At 74.8% G+C, this 19,047-nt stretch carries 21 protein-coding genes; 11 read left to right on the top strand and 10 right to left on the bottom strand.

Annotation, left to right across the window (positions count from 1 at the left end; genetic code table 11):
- Nucleotides 1-12: 12 nt before the first annotated feature.
- The 3 genes from ACN27B_RS23355 to ACN27B_RS23345 all read right to left on the bottom strand — a co-directional run bounded on the left by ACN27B_RS23355 (nt 13) and on the right by ACN27B_RS23345 (nt 2,223).
- A complete protein-coding gene (locus ACN27B_RS23355) occupies nt 13-831 on the bottom strand; it encodes an SCO1664 family protein (protein WP_422741525.1) in 819 nt (272 codons plus the stop codon).
- Entirely contained in the window at nt 828-1,409 is a 582-nt protein-coding gene (locus tag ACN27B_RS23350) for a DUF3090 domain-containing protein (RefSeq protein ID WP_091575261.1), read from the bottom strand. Before ACN27B_RS23350 ends, ACN27B_RS23355 begins: the two co-directional genes overlap by 4 nt.
- 103 nt (nt 1,410-1,512) lie before the next feature.
- Nucleotides 1,513-2,223, bottom strand: a complete 711-nt coding sequence (locus ACN27B_RS23345; RefSeq protein ID WP_099161245.1) for a histidine phosphatase family protein — start codon at nt 2,221-2,223, stop codon at nt 1,513-1,515.
- 407 nt (nt 2,224-2,630) lie between these two features.
- Between ACN27B_RS23345 and ACN27B_RS23340 the strand changes: the two genes are divergently transcribed.
- Nucleotides 2,631-3,212 (top strand): hypothetical protein, encoded by a 582-nt coding sequence (locus ACN27B_RS23340; RefSeq protein WP_422741524.1) that lies wholly within the window; start codon nt 2,631-2,633, stop codon nt 3,210-3,212.
- A 61-nt stretch (nt 3,213-3,273) separates the two neighbouring features.
- On the opposite strand, the gene ACN27B_RS23335 is transcribed toward ACN27B_RS23340, so the two are convergent.
- On the bottom strand, nt 3,274-4,110 hold the full coding sequence (locus ACN27B_RS23335; protein WP_099161247.1) for an undecaprenyl-diphosphate phosphatase: 837 nt from the start codon (nt 4,108-4,110) through the stop codon (nt 3,274-3,276).
- On the bottom strand, nt 4,107-5,159 hold the full coding sequence (locus tag ACN27B_RS23330; RefSeq protein ID WP_099161248.1) for an LLM class F420-dependent oxidoreductase: 1,053 nt from the start codon (nt 5,157-5,159) through the stop codon (nt 4,107-4,109). Before ACN27B_RS23330 ends, ACN27B_RS23335 begins: the two co-directional genes overlap by 4 nt.
- Before the next feature lie 164 nt (nt 5,160-5,323).
- Between ACN27B_RS23330 and ACN27B_RS23325 the strand changes: the two genes are divergently transcribed.
- Together ACN27B_RS23325 and ACN27B_RS23320 are read left to right on the top strand one after the other, a co-directional pair.
- Entirely contained in the window at nt 5,324-6,295 is a 972-nt protein-coding gene (locus tag ACN27B_RS23325; RefSeq protein WP_091575269.1) for an aldo/keto reductase, read from the top strand.
- A gap of 104 nt (nt 6,296-6,399) precedes the next feature.
- Nucleotides 6,400-6,591 (top strand): DUF5703 family protein, encoded by a 192-nt coding sequence (locus ACN27B_RS23320; RefSeq protein WP_091575272.1) that lies wholly within the window; start codon nt 6,400-6,402, stop codon nt 6,589-6,591.
- A gap of 55 nt (nt 6,592-6,646) precedes the next feature.
- Here ACN27B_RS23320 and ACN27B_RS23315 read toward each other — a convergent pair whose 3' ends face one another.
- Both ACN27B_RS23315 and ACN27B_RS23310 read right to left on the bottom strand, forming a co-directional pair.
- On the bottom strand, nt 6,647-7,300 hold the full coding sequence (locus ACN27B_RS23315) for a hypothetical protein (RefSeq protein ID WP_091575275.1): 654 nt from the start codon (nt 7,298-7,300) through the stop codon (nt 6,647-6,649).
- 61 nt (nt 7,301-7,361) lie between these two features.
- A complete protein-coding gene (locus ACN27B_RS23310) occupies nt 7,362-8,681 on the bottom strand; it encodes a M20/M25/M40 family metallo-hydrolase (protein ID WP_099161249.1) in 1,320 nt (439 codons plus the stop codon).
- A 114-nt stretch (nt 8,682-8,795) separates the two neighbouring features.
- Between ACN27B_RS23310 and ACN27B_RS23305 the strand changes: the two genes are divergently transcribed.
- The 3 genes from ACN27B_RS23305 to ACN27B_RS23295 are packed head-to-tail and all read left to right on the top strand — an operon-like array spanning nt 8,796 to nt 10,704.
- Nucleotides 8,796-9,413 carry a hemerythrin domain-containing protein gene (locus ACN27B_RS23305; protein ID WP_099161250.1) on the top strand — a complete coding sequence of 206 codons (618 nt, stop codon included), beginning with the start codon at nt 8,796-8,798 and terminating at the stop codon, nt 9,411-9,413.
- Between the two features lie 47 nt (nt 9,414-9,460).
- Complete coding sequence (locus tag ACN27B_RS23300; protein ID WP_099161251.1) at nt 9,461-10,447, top strand: LysR family transcriptional regulator; 987 nt, start codon at nt 9,461-9,463, stop codon at nt 10,445-10,447.
- Between the two features lie 20 nt (nt 10,448-10,467).
- Nucleotides 10,468-10,704 (top strand): hypothetical protein, encoded by a 237-nt coding sequence (locus ACN27B_RS23295; protein ID WP_091575286.1) that lies wholly within the window; start codon nt 10,468-10,470, stop codon nt 10,702-10,704.
- A gap of 46 nt (nt 10,705-10,750) precedes the next feature.
- Here the strand turns inward: ACN27B_RS23295 and ACN27B_RS23290 are convergent, their stop codons facing one another.
- The 3 genes from ACN27B_RS23290 to ACN27B_RS23280 all read right to left on the bottom strand — a co-directional run bounded on the left by ACN27B_RS23290 (nt 10,751) and on the right by ACN27B_RS23280 (nt 13,886).
- Nucleotides 10,751-11,101 (bottom strand): DUF3140 domain-containing protein, encoded by a 351-nt coding sequence (locus ACN27B_RS23290; protein WP_091575288.1) that lies wholly within the window; start codon nt 11,099-11,101, stop codon nt 10,751-10,753.
- Nucleotides 11,101-11,274 (bottom strand): hypothetical protein, encoded by a 174-nt coding sequence (locus ACN27B_RS23285; RefSeq protein WP_157779062.1) that lies wholly within the window; start codon nt 11,272-11,274, stop codon nt 11,101-11,103. Before ACN27B_RS23285 ends, ACN27B_RS23290 begins: the two co-directional genes overlap by 1 nt.
- A 62-nt stretch (nt 11,275-11,336) precedes the next feature.
- Nucleotides 11,337-13,886, bottom strand: a complete 2,550-nt coding sequence (locus ACN27B_RS23280) for an ATP-dependent Clp protease ATP-binding subunit (RefSeq protein ID WP_422741523.1) — start codon at nt 13,884-13,886, stop codon at nt 11,337-11,339.
- Nucleotides 13,887-13,999: 113 nt separating this feature from the next.
- Between ACN27B_RS23280 and ACN27B_RS23275 the strand changes: the two genes are divergently transcribed.
- The 5 genes from ACN27B_RS23275 to ACN27B_RS23255 all read left to right on the top strand — a co-directional run bounded on the left by ACN27B_RS23275 (nt 14,000) and on the right by ACN27B_RS23255 (nt 19,043).
- Complete coding sequence (locus tag ACN27B_RS23275; RefSeq protein ID WP_098745057.1) at nt 14,000-14,377, top strand: hypothetical protein; 378 nt, start codon at nt 14,000-14,002, stop codon at nt 14,375-14,377.
- 190 nt (nt 14,378-14,567) lie between these two features.
- Nucleotides 14,568-14,828, top strand: a complete 261-nt coding sequence (locus ACN27B_RS23270) for a hypothetical protein (RefSeq protein ID WP_091575295.1) — start codon at nt 14,568-14,570, stop codon at nt 14,826-14,828.
- A 9-nt stretch (nt 14,829-14,837) separates the two neighbouring features.
- Entirely contained in the window at nt 14,838-15,716 is an 879-nt protein-coding gene (locus ACN27B_RS23265) for a hypothetical protein (protein WP_422741522.1), read from the top strand.
- A complete protein-coding gene (locus ACN27B_RS23260) occupies nt 15,709-18,381 on the top strand; it encodes an FtsK/SpoIIIE domain-containing protein (RefSeq protein ID WP_422741521.1) in 2,673 nt (890 codons plus the stop codon). Before ACN27B_RS23265 ends, ACN27B_RS23260 begins: the two co-directional genes overlap by 8 nt.
- Complete coding sequence (locus ACN27B_RS23255; protein WP_091575303.1) at nt 18,378-19,043, top strand: hypothetical protein; 666 nt, start codon at nt 18,378-18,380, stop codon at nt 19,041-19,043. The genes ACN27B_RS23260 and ACN27B_RS23255 overlap by 4 nt, the downstream gene beginning before the upstream one ends.
- Nucleotides 19,044-19,047: the final 4 nt, after the last annotated feature.

Raw genomic sequence — 19,047 nt, 5'->3', positions numbered from 1 at the left:
CGCGACAGCGGCTCACATCGGCGGCCAGGGCATCGCCGGCCACTCCTCCGGCGGCTGCGGGAAGCGGCCGGTGTCGCGCAACCGCCGCACCCGGGCGGCCAGCGCCGTCACCTCGCCGATGGTGAGGTGCTCGGACAACTCCTCGCCCAACGCGCCGCCGAGCTGACCGGTGAGGCCGTCGAGCATCTCGACCGCGTCCGGCGGCAATTGGCGGCCGGCCCAGCCCCAGAGCACCGTGCGCAGCTTCTCCTCCACGTGGAAGGTCACGCCGTGGTCGACGCCGTAGACCCGGTCGTCCGGCCCGACGAGCACGTGGCCGCCCTTGCGGTCGGCGTTGTTGATCACCGCGTCGAGGACGGCCAGCCGGGCCAGCCGGGGATCGTCGGCGTGCGCCAGCGCGTACGGCGTCCCGTCGTCGTCGCGGGCCGCGGCAATCGGGAACCAGCGCGGCGGCACCGACTCGGCCGGGACGAACCCGACCAGCGGCTCGGCGTCGGACGGCTCGTCGATCCAGAGCTGGCACGAGCCGGGCCCGAAGGGGCCGTCGCGCAGCACGGTCGGCGGCACCAGGTCCCATCCGGTGGCGTGCGAGACCAGGTAGGCGGCGACCTCCCGGCCGGCGAGCGTGCCGTCCGGGAAGTCCCAGAGCGGGCGCTCACCGCGTACCGGCTTGTAGACGCAGTGGGCGGTGAGCCCGCCGAGGGCGAGGACACCGCGCAGCGTGGCGTTGGAGGCGTCGACCAGCCGCCCCTCCAGGGTCAGCTCACCGTCGGCGAGCAACCGCAGCGCCTCGGCGCCGTCCTGGCGGGGCTGCAGTTCCGACGAGGTCACCGGTGATAGCCGTTGTGCCGGGGGCAGAGGTGACCGGCCGGGTCGAGCGGTTGCCCGCAGAGCGGGCAGGGGGGCCGGCCGGCGTTGACCACACGCTTGGCCCGTTCGATGAACTCGCGGGTCGCCTCGGGCGTCAGCCGCACCCGGAGCCGGTCGAGGTCGTCGTCCGGCTCCTCCGGCTCGTCCTCGACGTCGTCGTCCGCGTCGCCCAACTCGACCTCGACCTCGGCCTCACCGACGGCGATCGCCTCGATCACCACGGTGGCGGTGTCCACGTCGAAGGCCAACCCCAGCGTGCCGACCCGGAACTCCTCGTCGACCGGGGTGTCCAGCGGCTCGTTGTCGCCGCCCACCGGCGGGGCCGCCTCCGGCAGCTGCACGCCGAACCGGCGTTGCGCCTCGGAGAGCAGTTCCTCGAGCTTCTCGGCGAGCAGCGACACCTGGACCTTCTCCAGCGCGACGCTGACCAGCCGGCCGCCGCCCCGCGCCTGGAGGAAGAACGTACGCTCCCCCGGCGGGCCGACCGTTCCGGCGACGAACCGCTCCGGCGGCTCGAAGGCGTGCACCTGGTGCGTCATACCCACGACCCTATCCGGCGCGCGGAAGCACCGCGCAGCCCACCGACGCCGAATCCGCCCAGAGCGCAACGCCCCGGTCGCGCCCGCTCCCGCCGCCTCCGGCTCACCCGGCCGCCCCGGCGCCGCCGCCGACCGCCGCGTCCGAGGTGGCGGGCCGGGCCGTCCGCCGACGCCGCCGGCGCGGCGGGACCAGCGACGACAGGTCGCCGCCGGTGTCGTTGAGCCGGACCAGGAACGGCCGCAGCGGCGTGTACCGGATCGCCGTCACCGACGCCGGGTCGGCCACGATCCGCTGAAAGAGATCCAGGTGTACGCCGAGCGCGTCCGCCACGATCGCCTTGATCACGTCGCCGTGGCTGCACGCCAGCCAGACCGCCTCGGGCCCGTGCTCGGCGGTGACCCGCGCGTCCCACGCCCGCACCGCGGCGACCGCGCGCGCGGACATCGCCGCCATCGACTCGCCCTCGGGGAAGGCCGCGGCGCTCGGGTGCTGCTGGACCACCGGCCAGAGCGGCTCCTTCGCCAGCTTCTTCAGCGACTGCCCCTCCCAGGCGCCGTAGCCGCACTCGATCAACCCGTCCTCGACCGTCGGCTCGACGCCGGGCAGCGCCAGGTCGAGGGTCTGTCGGCACCGGATCAGCGGACTGCTCACCACCGCCGCGAGCGGCAGTCCGGCGAGCCGTCCGCCGACCGCCGTGGCCTGGGCCCGCCCGGTGTCGTCCAGCTCGACCGGTTGCCGGCCGGCCAGGCCGCCGTCGGCGTTCGCGGTGGTCCGGCCGTGTCGCAGAAGCAGAAGGGTCGCCACGCTGACCACCCTAGGCGGTGCCACCCCGGCCCCCGTCCCCCGCCACGGCGACGGGCGCCCCCACACTTCGCAGACCGCACAGCACGCCAAAGATGGGACATTCGTCCCACATCACGGGAACCGGGATCCCGTCGGGACTGGGCGGCGTGTCCGGTTCGGGGTGGTCGGGGACACCGGCCGGGCGGAATGGGTCCGCGGGCCGAGGCGTTGTACGGGGTGTACGGCTGAGCAGCGGAAACGCCCACCACCCCGCGGAATGACGGCGGGTCGCCGGTCGTTGCACAGGGTTCCGCCGCCACCACGAGGCCCTCGGCCCGGTGAGTCGGTCGGATCCTTCCCCCGAAGACTTCTCTGAGCGCCTGACGGCTGCTCGCGTGCCCACCCCCGGGCGCGTCGACCCCCGAACGGAGCCCCCCATGAACACCATGCTGCGCAAGAGCATCCTCGGTATCGCCGGTCTGACCGTCGCCGGTGGCCTCGCCGCCGGCCCGCTCAACCACTCCGACGGCACCCCCGCGCCGCGCGAGAGCGCCGTGGCCGTGCAGAGCCGCCTCGACACCGCGACGCTGATCCCGCACGGCGTGCAGGGCGCCCAGTCCCACATCGACCTCACCGACGAGCAGACCGCCAACGCCAAGGCGATCATCGCCGCCACGAAGAAGGCCGGCATGGACGAGCGCGCCGCGGTCATCTCGATCGCGACCAGCCTGCAGGAGTCGAAGCTGGAGAACCTCGGGCACCTCGGCGACCGCAACGACCACGACTCCCAGGGCCTGTTCCAGCAGCGCCCCTCCAGTGGCTGGGGCACGGTCGAGCAGATCACCGACCCCGAGTACTCGACCACCGCCTTCCTCAAGGCCCTCAAGCAGGTCGACGGCTGGCAGGACATGCCGCTGACCGTCGCCGCGCAGACCGTCCAGGTCTCGGCCTACCCCGACCACTACGCCCAGTGGGAGCAGCAGGCCGCCGACATCGTCGCCCAGCACTGGAACGCGTGAGACCGACCACGAAGGCCGGCACCCCGAGCGGGGTGCCGGCCTTCGTCGTGTCCGGGCGCCCTCAGGTGGCGCTGATGGTGCCGGTGGCCAGCAGGCAGATGAGCAGACTGCCGAGCGCCACCCGGTAGAGCACGAAGACGTACAGCGTGTGGTGGGCGACGTAGCGCAGCAGCCAGGCGATGGCCGCGTATCCGATGGCGAACGCGATGACCGTCGCGACCACCATCTGCGCCACGCTCGGCGCGGCGGTGCCCGGCGCGGAGGGTTCGAACACGTCCGGCAGGCTGAACAGGCCGGAGATCACCACGGCGGGAATGGCCAGCAGGAACGAGTACCGGGCCGCGGTCTCCCGGGTGAGGTTGAGCAGCAGGCCGGCGGTGAGGGTGCCGCCGGAGCGGGACACACCCGGGATGAGCGCCGCGGCCTGGGCGAAGCCCATCACCACGCCGTCGCGCATCCGGAAGTTCTCCAGCGTACGGGTCTGCCGGCCCCAGTACTCCGCGAAGGCCAGCGCGATCGCGCCGAGGATCAGCGTGGTCGACACCAACCGCAGGTCACGACCGGCGGTGCGGATCTGGTCCTTGAAGAGCAGCCCGAAGATGCCGATCGGGATGGTGCCGATGATGACGTACCAGCCCATCCGGTAGTCGAGGCTGGAGCGCACCGAGCGGTCGACCAGGCCGAGGCACCAGGTGCGGACGATCCGCCAGATGTCCTTGAAGAAGTAGATGAGCACGGCGGCCTCGGTGCCGAGCTGGGTCACCGCGGTGAACGACGCGCCCGCGTCCCGGCCGAAGAAGATCGCCGAGGTGATCCGCAGGTGCCCCGACGACGACACCGGCAGGAACTCGGTGAGCCCCTGGACGATGCCCAGGACGATGGCCTCGACCCAGGTCACTCGCCGACCCCGGACAGGTCGAGGGCCTCGGCGACGGTGCGCAGCGTCTGCACGCCGCTGTCCCGGTCGGCCACGAACAGCGTCACCGACAGGGTGGTGACGCCGGCGGCGGCGTACTCCCGCATCCGCTCGGCGATGCGCTCCTTCGGGCCGAGCAGCGAGGTGCGGTCGATGAACTCCATCGGCACCGCGGCGGCGGCGTCGCGCTGCCGCTTGGCCAGGTAGAGGTCCTGCACCTCACGGGCCGCGTCGCCGTAGCCCATCCGGGTGGCGAGCTGGTTGTAGAAGTTCTGCTGCCGGCTGCCCATGCCGCCCACGTAGAGCGCGGCGTACCAGCGGACCAGCTCGGCGCAGGTGGCGATGTCGTCACCGACCACCACCGGCACGGACGGGACCACGTCGAAGCCGGCCAGCTCCTTGCCGGCCCTGGCCCGACCGGCCCGGACGGAGGCGAGCTGCTCCTCGGCGAACTCGGGGGCGTAGAAGACGGCCAGCCAGCCGTCGGCGATCTCGCCGGCCAGTTCCAGGTTCTTCGGGCCGACGGCGGCCAGGTAGATCGGGATGTGCTCGCGCGGCGGGTGGAAGCCCAGCCGCAGCGCCTTGCCCGGCCCGTCGGGCAGCGGCAGCGTGTAGTGCTCGCCGTCGTACGCGACCTCCTTGCGGGCCACCGCGAGCTTGACGATGTCGACGTACTCCCGGGTGCGGGCCAGCGGCTTGGCGAACCGGACGCCGTGCCAGCCCTCGGAGACCTGCGGGCCGGAGACGCCCAGGCCGAGGCGGAACCGGCCGCCGGAGAGGGCGTCGATGGTCGCGGCGGTCATCGCGGTCATCGCCGGCGTACGGGCCGGGATCTGCATGACCGCGGACCCGACGTCGATCCGTTCGGTCTGCCCCGCCATCCAGGCCAGCATGCTCGGCGAGTCGGAGCCGTAGGCCTCGGCGGCCCACACCACCGAGTAGCCGAGACGGTCCGCCTCCTGGGCGAGCGCCAGGTGGTCGGCCGGCGTGCTCCACGCCGTCTGGTATCCGAGGCTGAGCCCGAGTCGCACTGGTCCTCCCACCGTCCGCACCACAGGTCGCATCAGGTTACGCAATGAGGGTGGCACCCCCGACCACCGGCTCGCCCCGAACACGTCACACCGGTCTGCGGTCGCGCGGGAAGTTGACTGCGGCGAGGATATCCGTGACGCCGGGTTCGAAATAAGGTTCACGCATGCAACAGCGACCGCTCGGCCGAAGCGGGCTGGCGGTTTCGCGGCTCGCGCTCGGCACCATGACCTGGGGACGGGACACCGACGCCGACGACGCGGCCGCCCAGCTGAAGAGCTACCTCGACGCGGGCGGCAACCTCGTCGACACCGCCGACGTGTACGCCGACGGCGACGCCGAGTCGGTGATCGGCTCCCTGCTGGGCAGCCTGGTGGACCGCGACGAGCTGCTCATCGCCACCAAGGCCGGGCTGCGCCCGGGCAGCGGCCGCCGCCGCGACGGGTCGCGCGGGCACCTGCTGCGGACGCTGGACGCCTCGCTGCGCCGTCTCGGCACCGACCACGTCGACCTGTGGCAGGTCCACGGGTACGACCCGGACACGCCGCTGGAGGAGACGCTCACCGCGTTGGACCACGCCGTGTCCAGCGGGAAGGCCCGGTACGTCGGCGTGTCGAACTTCTCCGGCTGGCAGACCGCCCGCGCCGCCGCCTGGCAGGCCGCCTGGCCGGGGCGCGCCCCGGTGGTCGCCGCGCAGGTGGAGTACTCGCTGCTGGAGCGCGGCGTCGAGCGTGAGGTGCTGCCGGCCTGCGCCGGGATGGGGCTGGGCGTGCTGCCCTGGTCGCCGCTGGGTCGGGGGGTGCTCACCGGCAAGTACCGCAACGGCCGCCCGGCGGACTCCCGCGCGGTGTCGCCGCACTTCGAGCGCTTCGTGGCCACCTACCTGGAGCCGCGCTGCTCCAGCATCGTGGAGGCGGTGGCGATCGCGGCCGGCGGCCTCGGCGTGTCGCCGCTGGAGGTGGCGCTGGCCTGGGTCCGGGACCGGCCGGGGGTGACCGCGCCGATCCTCGGCGCCCGCACGGTCGGGCAGCTGCTCGGCGCGCTGCAGGTGGAGCGGGTGACGCTGCCGGACGAGATCGTCACCGCGCTGGACGACGTCTCGGCCGTGCCGGTGGGCTACCCCGAGCGCGACGGCTGACCGGCGACCCGCCGATGCGGCGTGCGGCGGGTGCCCGCACCGGTGCGGCCCGGGTCACCGTCAGGGGGTGGCGGAGGGCCCGCGAGCTGGGCAGCATAGGGGGCATGGACTACGAATACGCGCCGCTGCGGTTGCCGTCGAACGTCGATCGGCTGACCGCCGCGGCGCAGCTGGCGATCCAGGCGGAGTTCTCCGGCTGGGAGTTGGCCCGGGTGCAGCTCTACCGGGACGGCACGCGGCAGGTGCTGTTGCGGCGCCGCCGGGTGAACCAGCCGCAGCCGGGCCTGTCGTACTGACGCCGGCGTCGTCCCGGGGCCGCGCCGCGCGGTGCGGCCCCGGGACGGCCACGGCCTAGTGGGCGTGGTCGTGCTCCTCGTCGAGTTCCAGGAACGGGTGCTCGTCGAGCCGGCCGACCAGCCGGTCGTCGGCGGCCGGCTGGAACGGGCCGACCGGGTCGTCGTCGTCGAACGACTCCAGGTCGACCGGGGTGCCGACCTCGCTGACCATGACCACGCCGTCGAGCGGCTCCAGCTCCGGCACGTCGAGCGCGGACAGCGAGCCGTCGCCGCTCTGCAGCAGCTCCAGCACCGCCTCGCCGACGCCCTCGACCGGCGCCGGCTCGTCCTCCTCCGGGGTGCCCTCCCGGCGGGCCGCCTCGGCCGCCCGCAGCAGCGCGGCGACGCTGGGCACCCGGTAGTCGCGGCGCTGCCGCACCGAGATCACCCGCGGGTGCGGGTCGGTGGGCTCGCCACCCTCGACGGCGCCGAAGCGCTCGTCCGCCTCGTCCGGGTCGATCGACTCCACGTCCCAGGGCGTCACCTCGCCGAACGCGTCGAGCAGCTGCTCGTCGTAGGCGAACGAGGCGTTGTTCAACGCCACGTACGCCTGCCAGACGGCGTCGTCGTCGATCCGGCCCTGGGCGGCCCGGACGGCGGCCAGGTGGGCGCGGGCGGCGTCGATCACGCGCTCGAGGGCGGCGTCCAGCTCACCGTGCTGGTCGGTCATGTGAGGCAGTCCCTTCGCGATGGGGGGAGGTTCCGCGCCGGCGGCGCCGCGGTGGGCGCGGTCAGCAGTTGCGGAGGAAGCGGTCGAGAACCCGCACGCCGAACTGTAGTCCGTCCAGCGGAACCCGCTCGTCGATGCCGTGGAACAGGCCGGAGAAATTGAGATCGGCGGGCAGCCGCAGCGGCGCGAAGCCGAAGCAGCGGATGCCGAGCTGGGAGAACGCCTTGGCGTCGGTGCCGCCGGAGAGCATGTACGGCACCGGGTGGGCGCCCGGGTCCTCGGCGCGCAACGCGGCCGACATCTGCGCCACCAGGTCGCCGTCGAACGTGGTCTCCAGGGCCGGCTGGCGCTGGACGTACTCGATGGCGATGTCCGGCCCGACCAGCTCGCGCAGCTGCCGCTCCAGCTCCTCGCTCTGCCCGGGCAGGCTGCGGCAGTCGATGGTGGCGGTGGCCCGGCCGGGGATGACGTTGTCCTTGTAGCCGGCGGCGAGCCGGGTCGGGTTGGCGGTGTTGCGGATCGTGGCGCCGATGATGTTGGCGATCGGGCCGAGCTTCGCGATCGCCGTCTCCGGGTCGTCCGGGTCGATCTCGATGCCGAGGACGTCGGAGACCTCGGCCAGGAACGCCCGCACGGTGTCGGTCATCACCACCGGGAAGCGGTGTCGGCCGATCCGGGCGACCGCCTCGGCGAGCGCGGTCACCGCGTTGTCGTCGTGCACCATCGAGCCGTGGCCGGGCCGCCCCCTGGCGTGCAGGCGCAGCCAGTCGATGCCCTTCTCGGCGGTCTCGATCAGGTAGAGCCGGCGCTGCTCGTCCACGGAGTAGGAGAAACCGCCGACCTCGCCGATCGCCTCGGTGCAGCCGTCGAAGAGCCCGCGGTGCCGCTGGGTCAGGAAGTGCGCGCCGTAGTCGCTGCCGGCCTCCTCGTCGGCGGTGAAGGCGAGCACCACGTCGCGCCGGGGCCGTACGCCGGTGCGCTGCCAGTCGCGCACCACGGCCAGCACCATGGCGTCGAAGTCCTTCATGTCGATCGCGCCCCGGCCCCACAGGTAGCCGTCGCGGATCTCGCCGGAGAACGGGTGCACCGACCACTCGTCGGGGTCGGCGGGCACCACGTCGAGGTGGCCGTGCACCAGCAGCGCGTCCCGCCCGGGCTCGGTGCCGGCGATCCGGGCGACCAGGTTGGCCCGCCCGGGCGCGGACTCGTGGATCTCGGCGTCCACACCGACCTCGGCGAGCTTCTCCGCGACGTACTCCGCGGCGCGCCGCTCCCCCGCGCTGGTGTCGTTGTCCCCGGTGTTGGTGGTGTCGATGCGCAGCAGGTCGCGGCAGAGGTCCACGACCTCGTCGGTGGGCTCGGGTCGGGCGGAGGTCGTCATCGCTTCCTTATACCAGCCGGGCGGGACCCGACGGCCGGCGCGGTGCGCGCCGGTTTCGCGCCACGCGCGACCGGGTAACGCCGAACATCGATTCCCCGTCCCGAGGAGGGCACCATGACCGTCCCCCTGCCGCCGTTGCCGCCGGCCGCCGACGACGCGTACCGGCCGGGTGGGCGGAGCCTGGCCGACCTCGTGGACGCCGAGCACCGCGCGCTGCTCGGGCTGGCCGACCAGGTCACCGATCCGACGCTGGACCCGGCCGGCCGCCGCGCCGTGCTCGACGTGCTCACCGCCGCGGTGTCCCGGCACCTGTCCGCCGAGGAGCAGTACCTGTTCCCGGCGGCCCGCGCCGCGGTGCCGGAAAGCGCGGAGCTGGTCGCGCGGGAGATCGAGGCCGACGCCGCCCTGCTCACCGCGTTGAAGGCACTGTCCGGTCCGGACGACCCGACGGTCGCCGAGGTGGCCGAGCGGGTACGCCGGCACGTCAGCCGGGTCGCCGCCCTGGTCACGCCGCTGCGCGAGGTGGCCAGCGACGCCGAGCTGATCCGGCTGGGCAACCGGTGGGAGATCGCCGAGGAGGCCGCGCCGACCCGGCCGCACCCGGGTACGCCGGCCACCCCGCCCTGGAACAAGATCGTCGAGCCGGCGGTGGGCGTGCTGGACAAGGTGCGCGACGCGGTGAGCGGTCGGCGTACCCGGCTGGCCGACCTGGAGCACCGCCGCGACGCCTGAGCCGATCGCCCCTTCCGCACACCGGTTCGTGGTCCTACCGTCACCCTATGAATCTGGAGCTGCGACACCTGCGTGTGGTCTGCGCGATCGCGGAGACGGGAAGCGTCACCAAAGCCGCCTCCACGCTCGGCCTGGCCCAGCCGGCGCTGACCGCCCAGCTCCAGCGGATCGAGCGGGCGCTCGGCGGGCCGCTGTTCGAGCGGGACCGGCGCGGCGCCCGACCCACCGCGCTGGGCGAGCTGGTGCTGGACCGGGCCCGGGTGCTGCTGCCGGCGATGAAGGGCCTGCAGGACGAGGCGGCGCGGCTGGCCGGCGCGGGTGATCCGCTGCGCCGTTACCGGTTCGGCGGGGTGAACAGCCCGATCCTGGGCCGCCTGGTGCACCGGCTCGCCGCCGAGCGTCGCGACGTGCAGATCACCACCTACGCCTCCTGGTCGGTGGACGAACTCGCCCAGATGGTCGCCGGCGGGCGGCTCGACTTCGCGTTGACCGGCGTGTGCGGTGATGCGGCGCCGTCGGCGACGTTCGGGTTGAGCTGGCGGGAGGTGGCCGTCGACCCGGTCTTCGTGCTGCTGCCGCAGACCCACCCGCTGGCCGACCGGTGCGAGATCGACCTGGTCGACCTGCGCCGGGAGCAGTGGGTGGCGGCGCCGGGCGACGGCTGCTTCGGCGACTGCTTCGCCGCCGCCTGCTCCCGCGCCGGTTTCACCCCGCGCAAGGTCTACGAGGCGGACGTGCGGGCCGCCCTGGACCTGGTGGACGCGGGCGAGGCGGTGGCGCTGTGCCAGGCCACCTTCCGGCCGGTAGCCGGCCTGGTCACCCGCCGGCTGGCCGGTACGCCGCTGCGCTGGCGGCTGCTGCTCGGGTGGCACCCGGACGCGCCCGCCGCGGCGGTGGCCGAGCCGGTGCTGGAGAGCGCGGTGGCGGCGTACACCGACGCGCTGGCCCACCATCCGGACTATCTGACCTGGCTGCTGGCCCATCCGGACTTCGGGGTGCAGCCGACCGGGGCGGGCGGGGTGCGAACCGCCTGAACGCGGGTATCACCGCCGGCATGACTGATCTGTATCCGGCCGCCGACGAGCGGGAGCTGCTGCGCCAGGCGGCCACCGCGCACACCGCCGCCGCCGCCGACGTGGAGGCGTTCCTGCGCCGGCTGCCGGAGGTGCCGGACCCGGCCGACGTCACCGAGTACGCCAACCTGCTCAGCCGCGAGGAGCGGGCCCGCGCGGACCGGCAGGCCGCGGCCGACGCGGCCGGCCTCCTGCTGCCCAGCCTGGAGTCGGAGTAGACGCCGGTGCCCGGGCGGTCGTCCGCCCGGGCACCGCCACGTCCGCTCAGCGTTCGACCAGCACGTCGTGACCCAGGTCGAGAAGCGCGTGCCGCCACTCGTCGTCGGCGTTGCCCCGGCGCGGCTTCTGCTCGCTGAGTTCCCGGATCCGGGTGATCGCGTCGCGCATCACCTCGATGTCCTCCGGCGTCAGGTCCACCTTGCGCTTGCGCAGCACGGCGAGGATCTGCCGGCCCGGTTCGGGCAGGTCCAGGTCCGGGTCCGGGCCGAACGCCTCCTCCCCCGACCCGCGGGTCAGCAGCCACTGCCGCAGCTGCTCGGAGGGGACGTTCACCTCGGCGTGGAAGTCGTCCCAGATCACCTCGACCTCGGGGTCGAGTCGCGCCTCGCGTACCATCACGCCTCCTCTCCCGGCGACGGCCCGGACACCTCCGGCTCGCCCTCGCCCTCCGGTCTCTGCTGGGTCAGTCCCTCCGGCGGCACCCGGACCCGGGACGGGTTGGCCGTCGGGGCCACCGTGATCGGTTCGCCGGCCGCGGTGTCCTCCCGGGTCTCCTCGGGCTCGGTCATGTCCGCCCTCCGATCCGTCGGCGACGGGCCGCGCCGGCCCGTCGGGGATGGGCCGTCCCCCCTCACCGGGGGTGGGACGTGGTGGCGGCCGTGTAGCCGCGCTCGCCGGCGGACACCTCGAAGACGAGCCGGTCGTCCCGGGCGTCCACGGTGACCTTCTGCCCCGGCGAGATCTCGTTCTCCAGCAGCATCCGGGACAGCCGGTTGTCGACCTCGCGCTGGATCACCCGGCGCAGCGGGCGGGCGCCGAACTCCGGCTGGTAGCCGTGCTCGGCGAGCCAGTCGACGCCGGCGGTGGAGAACTCGACCTGGATGTCCTGGGCGTGCATCCGGCGGCGGGTCTCCTCCAGCAGCAGGCCGGTGATCTGGCGCAGCTGCTCGGCCTCCAGCCGCTGGAAGATGATGACCTCGTCGATGCGGTTGAGGAACTCCGGCCGGAAGTTCTCCTGCAACCGGCGCATCAGCCGCTCCCGCAGCTCGGTGGACTCCTGCTCGCCGGGCTCGCCGGTGGCGAAGCCGACGGTGCGCTGGGTGCCGGTGATCAGCTCCGAACCGAGGTTGCTCGTCATGATCAGCACGGTGTTCTTGAAGTTCACCGTCCGGCCCTGGCTGTCGGTGAGCCGCCCGTCATCGAGCACCTGGAGCAGGATGTTGAACACATCCGGGTGCGCCTTCTCGATCTCGTCCAGCAGCACCACCGCGTACGGGCGGCGGCGGACCGCCTCGGTGAGCTGACCGGCCTCCTCGTAGCCGACGTACCCGGGCGGGGCGCCGACCAGCCGGCTGACCGTGTGCCGCTCCTGGAACTCGCTCATGTCCACCCGGACCATCCGGTCCGCCTCGCCGAACAGCGCCTCGGCGAGCGCGCGGGCCAGCTCGGTCTTGCCGACGCCGGTGGGGCCGAGGAACAGGAAGCTGCCCATCGGCCGGTTCGGGTCGGCCAGGCCGGTACGGGAGCGGCGCACCGCCTCGGCCACCGCGCTGACCGCGTCGTCCTGCCCGATCACCTTCTCGTGCAGGTGCCCCTCCAGGCGCAGCAACCGGTCGCGTTCCTCCTCGGTGAGCTGGTTGACCGGGATGCCGGTGGCCCGGGAGACCACCTCGGCGATCTCCTTCGGCCCCACCTCGGGCACGTGGTTGGGTCCCTCGTCGCCGCGGGCGCGGCGGATCTGGTCCTCCAGCTCGGCGAGCCGGTCGCGCAGCGAGGAGGCCCGCTCGTACTGCTCGTCGGAGACGGCCTGCTCCTTGTCCCGGCGTACCTCGTCGAGCTGCTGCTCCAGCTCGCGCACGTCGGAGGCGGGGGTGCGGGTGCGCAGCCGGACCCGGGCGCCGGCCTGGTCGATCAGGTCGATCGCCTTGTCCGGCAGGAACCGGTCGGTGACGTACCGGTCGGACAGCTCCCCGGCGGCGACCAGCGCCTCGTCGGTGAACCGGACCTGGTGGTGGGCCTCGTAGCGGTCGCGCAGGCCGCGCAGGATGGCCACGGTGTCCTCGACGGTCGGCTCGGGCACCAGCACCGGCTGGAACCGTCGGGCCAGCGCGGCGTCCTTCTCGATGCTGCGCCGGTACTCGTCCAGCGTGGTCGCGCCGATCACCCGCAGCTCCCCGCGGGCGAGCGCCGGTTTGAGCATGTTGGACGCGTCCGTCCCGCCCTCGCTGCCGGCGCCCCCGGCGCCGACCAGGGTGTGGATCTCGTCCAGGAAGATGATCAGCTCGTCGCGGTGGGCGCGGATCTCGTCGATGACCTTCTTCAGGCGTTCCTCGAAGTCGCCCCGGTAGCGGGTGCCGGCCACCAGGCCGGCCAGGTCGAGCTGGATGACGCGCTTGCCGATCAGCGTCTGCGGCACGTCGCCGTCGCAGATCCGCTCGGCCAGCCCTTCGACGATCGCGGTCTTGCCGACCCCGGCCTCGCCGATGAGCACCGGGTTGTTCTTGGTCCGCCGGGACAGGATCTCCACCGCCTGCTCGATCTCGTCGGCGCGGCCGATCACCGGGTCGATCTGGTCCATCCGGGCCAGCTCGGTGAGGTCCTGCCCGTACTGGTCGAGCGTGGGGGTGCCCCGGTCCGGGCGGGGGCCGTTGGCCGCGCCGCGTTCGGCGCTGGCCGCCTGCAACGACTCGGGCTGGATCCGGCCGGCGGCGAGCATCCGGCCGGCCGGCGACTCGGGGTTCAGCGGCAGGGCCATCAGGATGTGCTCGGGCCCGATGTAGTTCGCGCCCATGGCCCGGGAGAGCTGGTGGGCGTCCAGCAGCGCCCGCTTGGCCGCCGGGGTGAGCGACAGGTTCGGCGGCACGTCGCCGCCGGGCGCGCCCTCGCCGCGCCCGCCGAGCGCGTTCACCAGCGCGTCCGGGTCGGCGCCGGCGCGGCGGACCAGGTCCCGCAGCGGCTCGCGCTGCAACGCCGCCCACAGCAGGTGGTCGGTGTCCAGGTCGTTGCTGTGCTTCTGGGCGGCCCGCCGGGCCGCGTCGGCCAGCATCTCCCGCGCGTCGGCGGTCATCAGGCGGGTGATGTCCACCCGGTGGGCCGGTCGGCGTCCCCCCTCGCCCCGCCCGAAGTAGCGGGCCAGGAACTCGTCCCACGGGTCGTTGCCGAAGTCACCGGGTCCCATCATCTTCGTCCTCCGCAGTCGGTCGGCACGGCCGGGACGCGACAGGGCGCGGCACGGTCGGCGGTGGCTACCCGGCGGTCGGCGCGACAAACGCGACCGGATGGCAGGCTGGGGTCATGGAGAGCAGACCGCTGCTGGTCGTGGACGGCGCGAACGTGGTGGGCTCGCGCCCGGACGGCTGGTGGCGGGACCGGGCCGGCGCGGCGGCGCGGCTGCGCGACGCGCTGGCGCCGCTGGCCGGCGCCGGGGTGCCGCCGGAGCTGCCACCCCCGGTGCAGGTGGTGCTGGTGGTGGAGGGCGCGGCCCGGCACGTGGGCCCGACGGACGGGGTCGACGTGGTGTCCGCGCCCGGTTCCGGCGACGACACGGTGGTCGAGCTGGTGGCCGCCGCGCCGGAGCGCCGGCGGGTGGTGGTCACCGCCGACCGGGAGCTGCGCGCGCGGGTGAGCGCGCTCGGCGCGGAGGTGCGCGGGCCGCGCTGGCTCGGCCGCTGACCGCCACCGCCGGTCCCGGCGTCGGGACCCGCGCGTCCGCCGACGGGACCGGACGCCCCGCCCCGACGCGGTCTTCGCGCACGTCAAGGCCCCAATCGGACACTCGGGCAGGAACGGCGCGAGGGTGGATGTTCGTCCACCCGTCGGGATGAGTTGTAATGGAGATCTCCCTTGCCCCCAGGAGGTCCCCGTGGCGAGCGTCGCCGAGCTGAAGGCCGCCATCGATGTCGCTCTCCAGCAGATCGGTGACGGGCAGACAGCGGTGCAGGCGGCCGGCGAGAAGCTGGCCGAGGCGCAGCAGACCCTGGCCGGCGCGCTGGAGGGCAGCGGCCACGAGACGGTCGAGGCGGCCCAGTCGTCGCTGACCCAGGCCAGCCAGGAGCTGGAGGAGTGCCTCGCCGCGACGCTGGTGGCGGTGGAGCAGGCACAGCTCTACGTCGCGACGCTCTGAGGGCCGGACGTGTCCATCGTCGAGGACATCGGCGCGCAGGTCCGCGCCGCCGCCGAGGAGCTGCCGCTGGGCCAGCTCGCCGTCGCCCTGGAGAAGCTGGGCCAGGCCGAGGAACGGCTGCGCTGGGTGCGCCAGGAGTCGGCCGACCCGATGGGGGTCCCGGAGCTGACCTCCGCGACCGAGCACGCGGAGACCGCCGGCTACGCGCTGCGCGTGGCGCAGGAGCAGCTCACCGCGTACCTGGCCGCGATCGGGCTGGCCGCCGACGGCGCGCCGCCGGCGCCGCCGGGTGAGCGGCGGCCCCGGCACGACGCGCCGCGCGGCACGGCGCCGCCGGTGCCCGGCGCGGGCGCGGAGCCGGCCGAGCCGCCGGCCGTGCGGCGCTGGTGGGCGGTCCGGGTGGCGGAGCTGACCGGCGGGCGCGAGGGCGCCCCGGACGAGCCGGACGAGCGGGTCGACGACTCCCGCGAGCTGCTGCGCCGGGTGGTCGTCGGGATCCGCTCCGGCGACCGGGACCGGCTGCACCGGGAGCTGCGCCGGGCGCACGCCGACGTGGGGCTGGGACTGGCCGCGATCGCCCCGCCGATGCTGCGTGACCTGGCCGGCGAGCTGCTCGGCCACCCGCCCCGGTCCGACGACCTGGCCCGGCTGCGGCGCGAGCTGGACGGGCGGGTCCGCGACCTGCTGCCGGGGCTGCCGCCGCCGGTGCTGGACACGCTGCTCACCCGGGTCTGCCGGATGCCCCCGCCGCGCCGCGACGACGGCCAGGAGCAGCCGCACGCGGCCGACCCGGCGGTCACCGCCGGCGTGCTCACCGGCGTGCTGCTCGACCGGCTCGGCCGGGACCTGCCCAAGGACACCGACGAACCGGAGCCGTCCCGTGGCTGACGTCCGCGCGCAACTGGTGACGCGGGTCCGGGGGATGCTCTCCGACGCCCTGGGCGCCACCCGGACCCGGCTCACCGCCGCCGAGGCCGAGCTGGCCGCCGGGCGGGACCGGCTGGCCCGGACCCGCCGCGCCGCCGCGGCCGTGCCCGACCGGGTGGGCGCGGCGCGCGACCGGCGGCTCGCCGAGATCGACGCCCGGCACACCGCCCGCCTGGCCGAGCTGGCCCGCCGCGCCGCCGCCGCGGCCGGGCGGGAGGCACCCGGAGCGGCGTCCGCCCCGTGGGACCGGTGGCAGCCGACGCCCGCCGGGCGCGCCGAGCCGCCCGGCGCGGTCCGGATCGGCACGGTACGCCTCACCGGCGCGGACCCGGTGCCGGCGCTGGTCCCGCTGCTCGACGCCGGGCACGTGCACCTGGCCGGCGGCGATCCGGCCGGGCTCGCCGCGGTGGTGCCCGCGCTGCTGCTGCGCGCGGTCGGCCGGGCCGACCCGGGCGGGGTGCGGCTGCACGGCTACGACCCGGAGCACCTGGGCGGCGGGCTGGCCGGGTTCGCCCCGCTCGGCACCGCCGGCCTGCTCACCTTCGTCGGCCCGGGCGGCCTGAGTCGGCTGCTCGACGACCTGGTGGAGCAGATCCGCCGGATCAACGCGACGGTGCTCGCCGGGGAGTACGCCTCGCTGCGGGAGCTGGCCGCCGCCACCGGTCGGCGCCCGGAGCCGTGGCGGGTGGCGGTGCTGCTCGGCGGCGACGAGCTGTCCCGCCACGAACGCGGCCAGCTCGACCGGGTGGTCCGCACCGGCGCCGCGTGCGGCGTGCACCTGGTGGTCCGGGGCATCGACCTGCCCGACGACCGGACCGTCACCCGGATCGTGGTCGACCCGGACGACGCCCGGATCGCCGGGCTGCCGGTGGTGCTCGACGCCCCGCCCCCGGCGGCGCTGGTCACCGAGACCTGCCGCGCGGTCGCCTCCCGGGTCGCCGCCGGGCCGCCGCCGACGCCCTTCACCGACCTGCTCCCCCCGCCGGACGACTACTGGCGGGAGGACTCGGCGCACGGGCTCAGCGCGCCGATCGGGGAGGGCCCGCACGGGCGGCCGGTCCTGCTCACCCTCGGCGACTACCCGCCGCACGCGTTGATCGGCGGCCCGTCCGGCACCGGCAAGACCAACCTGATCTTCGCCTGGATCGGCGCGCTCGCCGCCCGCTACTCCCCCGCCGAGCTGGAGTTCTATCTGCTCGACTTCAAGGAGGGGGTGTCCTTCGCCCGGTTCGCCCAGGGGCGACGGGACCCGAGCTGGCTGCCGCACATGCGGCTGGTCGGGATCAACGTCAACACCGACCGGGAGTTCGGCCTGGCCCTGTTGCGCTTCCTCGCCGAGGAGCTGCGCCGGCGGGCCGACGCGGCGAAGAAACACGAGGTCACCAAGCTGGCCGAGCTGCGCGTGGTCGACCCGACCGGCCACTGGCCGCGGATCGTCGCCGTGGTCGACGAGTTCCAGGCGCTGCTCGCCGGCCGGGACGTGGTCGCTCGGGAGGCCGCCGACCTGCTGGAGGACCTGGCCCGCCGGGGCCGCTCGCAGGGCATCCATCTGGTGCTCGCCTCGCAGGACGTGCGCGGCATCGAGGCGCTGTGGGGCCGCCCCGCCCTGGTCGCCCAGTTCACGCTGCGGATCGCGCTGCCGAAGGCGTTGCGCATCCTGGCCGAGCGCAACGACGCGGCGCAGTCGCTGCCCCGCCACCACGCGGTGGTCAACGCCGAGTCGGGGCTGGCCGAGGGGAACGAGGTGGCCCGGATCCCGTCGGCCAGCGACTGGGAGACGTGGAGCGAGTTGCAGCACCGGCTGTGGCGGATGCGCCCGCAGGACGCCTCGCCGGCCCGGCTCTTCGACGGCGACGCCATCCCGCGGCTGACCGAGGCGCCGGACTTCCGCGCCCTGACCGCGCCCGAGCAGGGGGTGCCCCGCAACCCGGTGGCGCTGCTCGGCGAGATCATCGACGTACAGTCCCGGTCGGCGGCGCTGCGGCTGCCCCGGGCCCCCGGGCGGAACCTGGCCGTGCTGGGCACCCGGGTGGACGAGGCGTGCGCGGTGCTCGACGCCGCCGCCCGCTCGCTGGCCCGCCAGTACCGCCCCGGCACCGCCCGGTTCTCCATCGCCTGCCTCGACCCGGACGCCGACCCGGCCGCCCGCGCGCTGTACGAGGACCTGGCCGGCGACGCGTCCTGGTACGACGAGGAGACCGTCGCCGAGCTGATGGCCGAGGTCGGCGACGGGCTGGGCGCGCCGGGCGCCGCGCGGACGCCGCACTTCCTGCTGCTGTTCGCGGTGGACGCGGCGGCCGGCGCGCTGGCCGGCAAGGCCGGCACCCGGACCGGCCTGGAGCAGCTGCGGCGGATCCTGCACGACGGGCCGGAGCGGCGCACCCACGTGCTGGCCTGGTGGCGGGGCGTGGCGCGGATGCGCGTCGACCTGGGCGGCGCCGGCGCCCGCACCGACCAGATCGGTGCCTGGGTGGCGCTCGACGTGCAGGGCGGCGAGCTGAGCGCGTCGCTCTACCCGGGCAGCGGCGGGCCGGACTGGTATCCCCGGCCGTGGCGCGGTCTCTACTTCGACCGCGCGGTGCACCGCACCGGACAGGTGATCATCCCTTATGGTCCCACCCGATGAACGAACCGGTCTCCAGTGAGACGTACAGCGCGCAGATCCGCCGGCTCGCCGAGCTGACCACCCGGATGTCCGCCCAGCGGGCCGAGGCGCACACGTGGTACGGCGAGCAGGTGGCCGCCGCCGACCGAGCGGTGGCCGACGCGGCCGAGCAGGTCCGGCGGGCCGAGGCGGAGGTGGCCGAGGCACGGCGGATGGTGGACCGGGTGGACGGCGAGGTCACCCACCTGTGGGGACAGTTGCGCGCCCGGCTCGGCGTCCGGCGCCTGGGCGATCCACCCGGGCCGGCCCGGGACGCCGCCGGTGACCCGGTGCCGCTGCTGCGCGGCGTGCGGGAGCTGCTGGAGCGGACCGGCCAGCCGGGTGAGCTGCCGGGCGCGGTGAACCCGCTGTTGATCGCGTGCGGCGTCGGCGGCGCGTTGGTGGCGTTCCTGCTGGGGCTCGGGGCGCGGGCGCTGGGGGCGGGTTCGGGCGGCGACCTGGCGGTCGGGCTGCCGGTGCTGGCGCTGGTGGTGACGCTGCTCGGCCCGCTGGTCGGGCTGGCACCGGCGCGCCTGCTGGCCGACCGGCGGCACGCGGTGCTGACCCCCCGCCCGATGATCCTGGTGGCGGCCAGCGGCCTGGCCACCACCCTGCTCCTGCTGGCCGTCACGTACACCCGCTGACCCA

The organism is Micromonospora sp. WMMD754 (genome assembly GCF_049315235.1).
Lineage (GTDB): Bacteria > Actinomycetota > Actinomycetes > Mycobacteriales > Micromonosporaceae > Micromonospora > Micromonospora sediminicola.
This window is presented reverse-complemented; position numbering and strand designations above follow the sequence as displayed.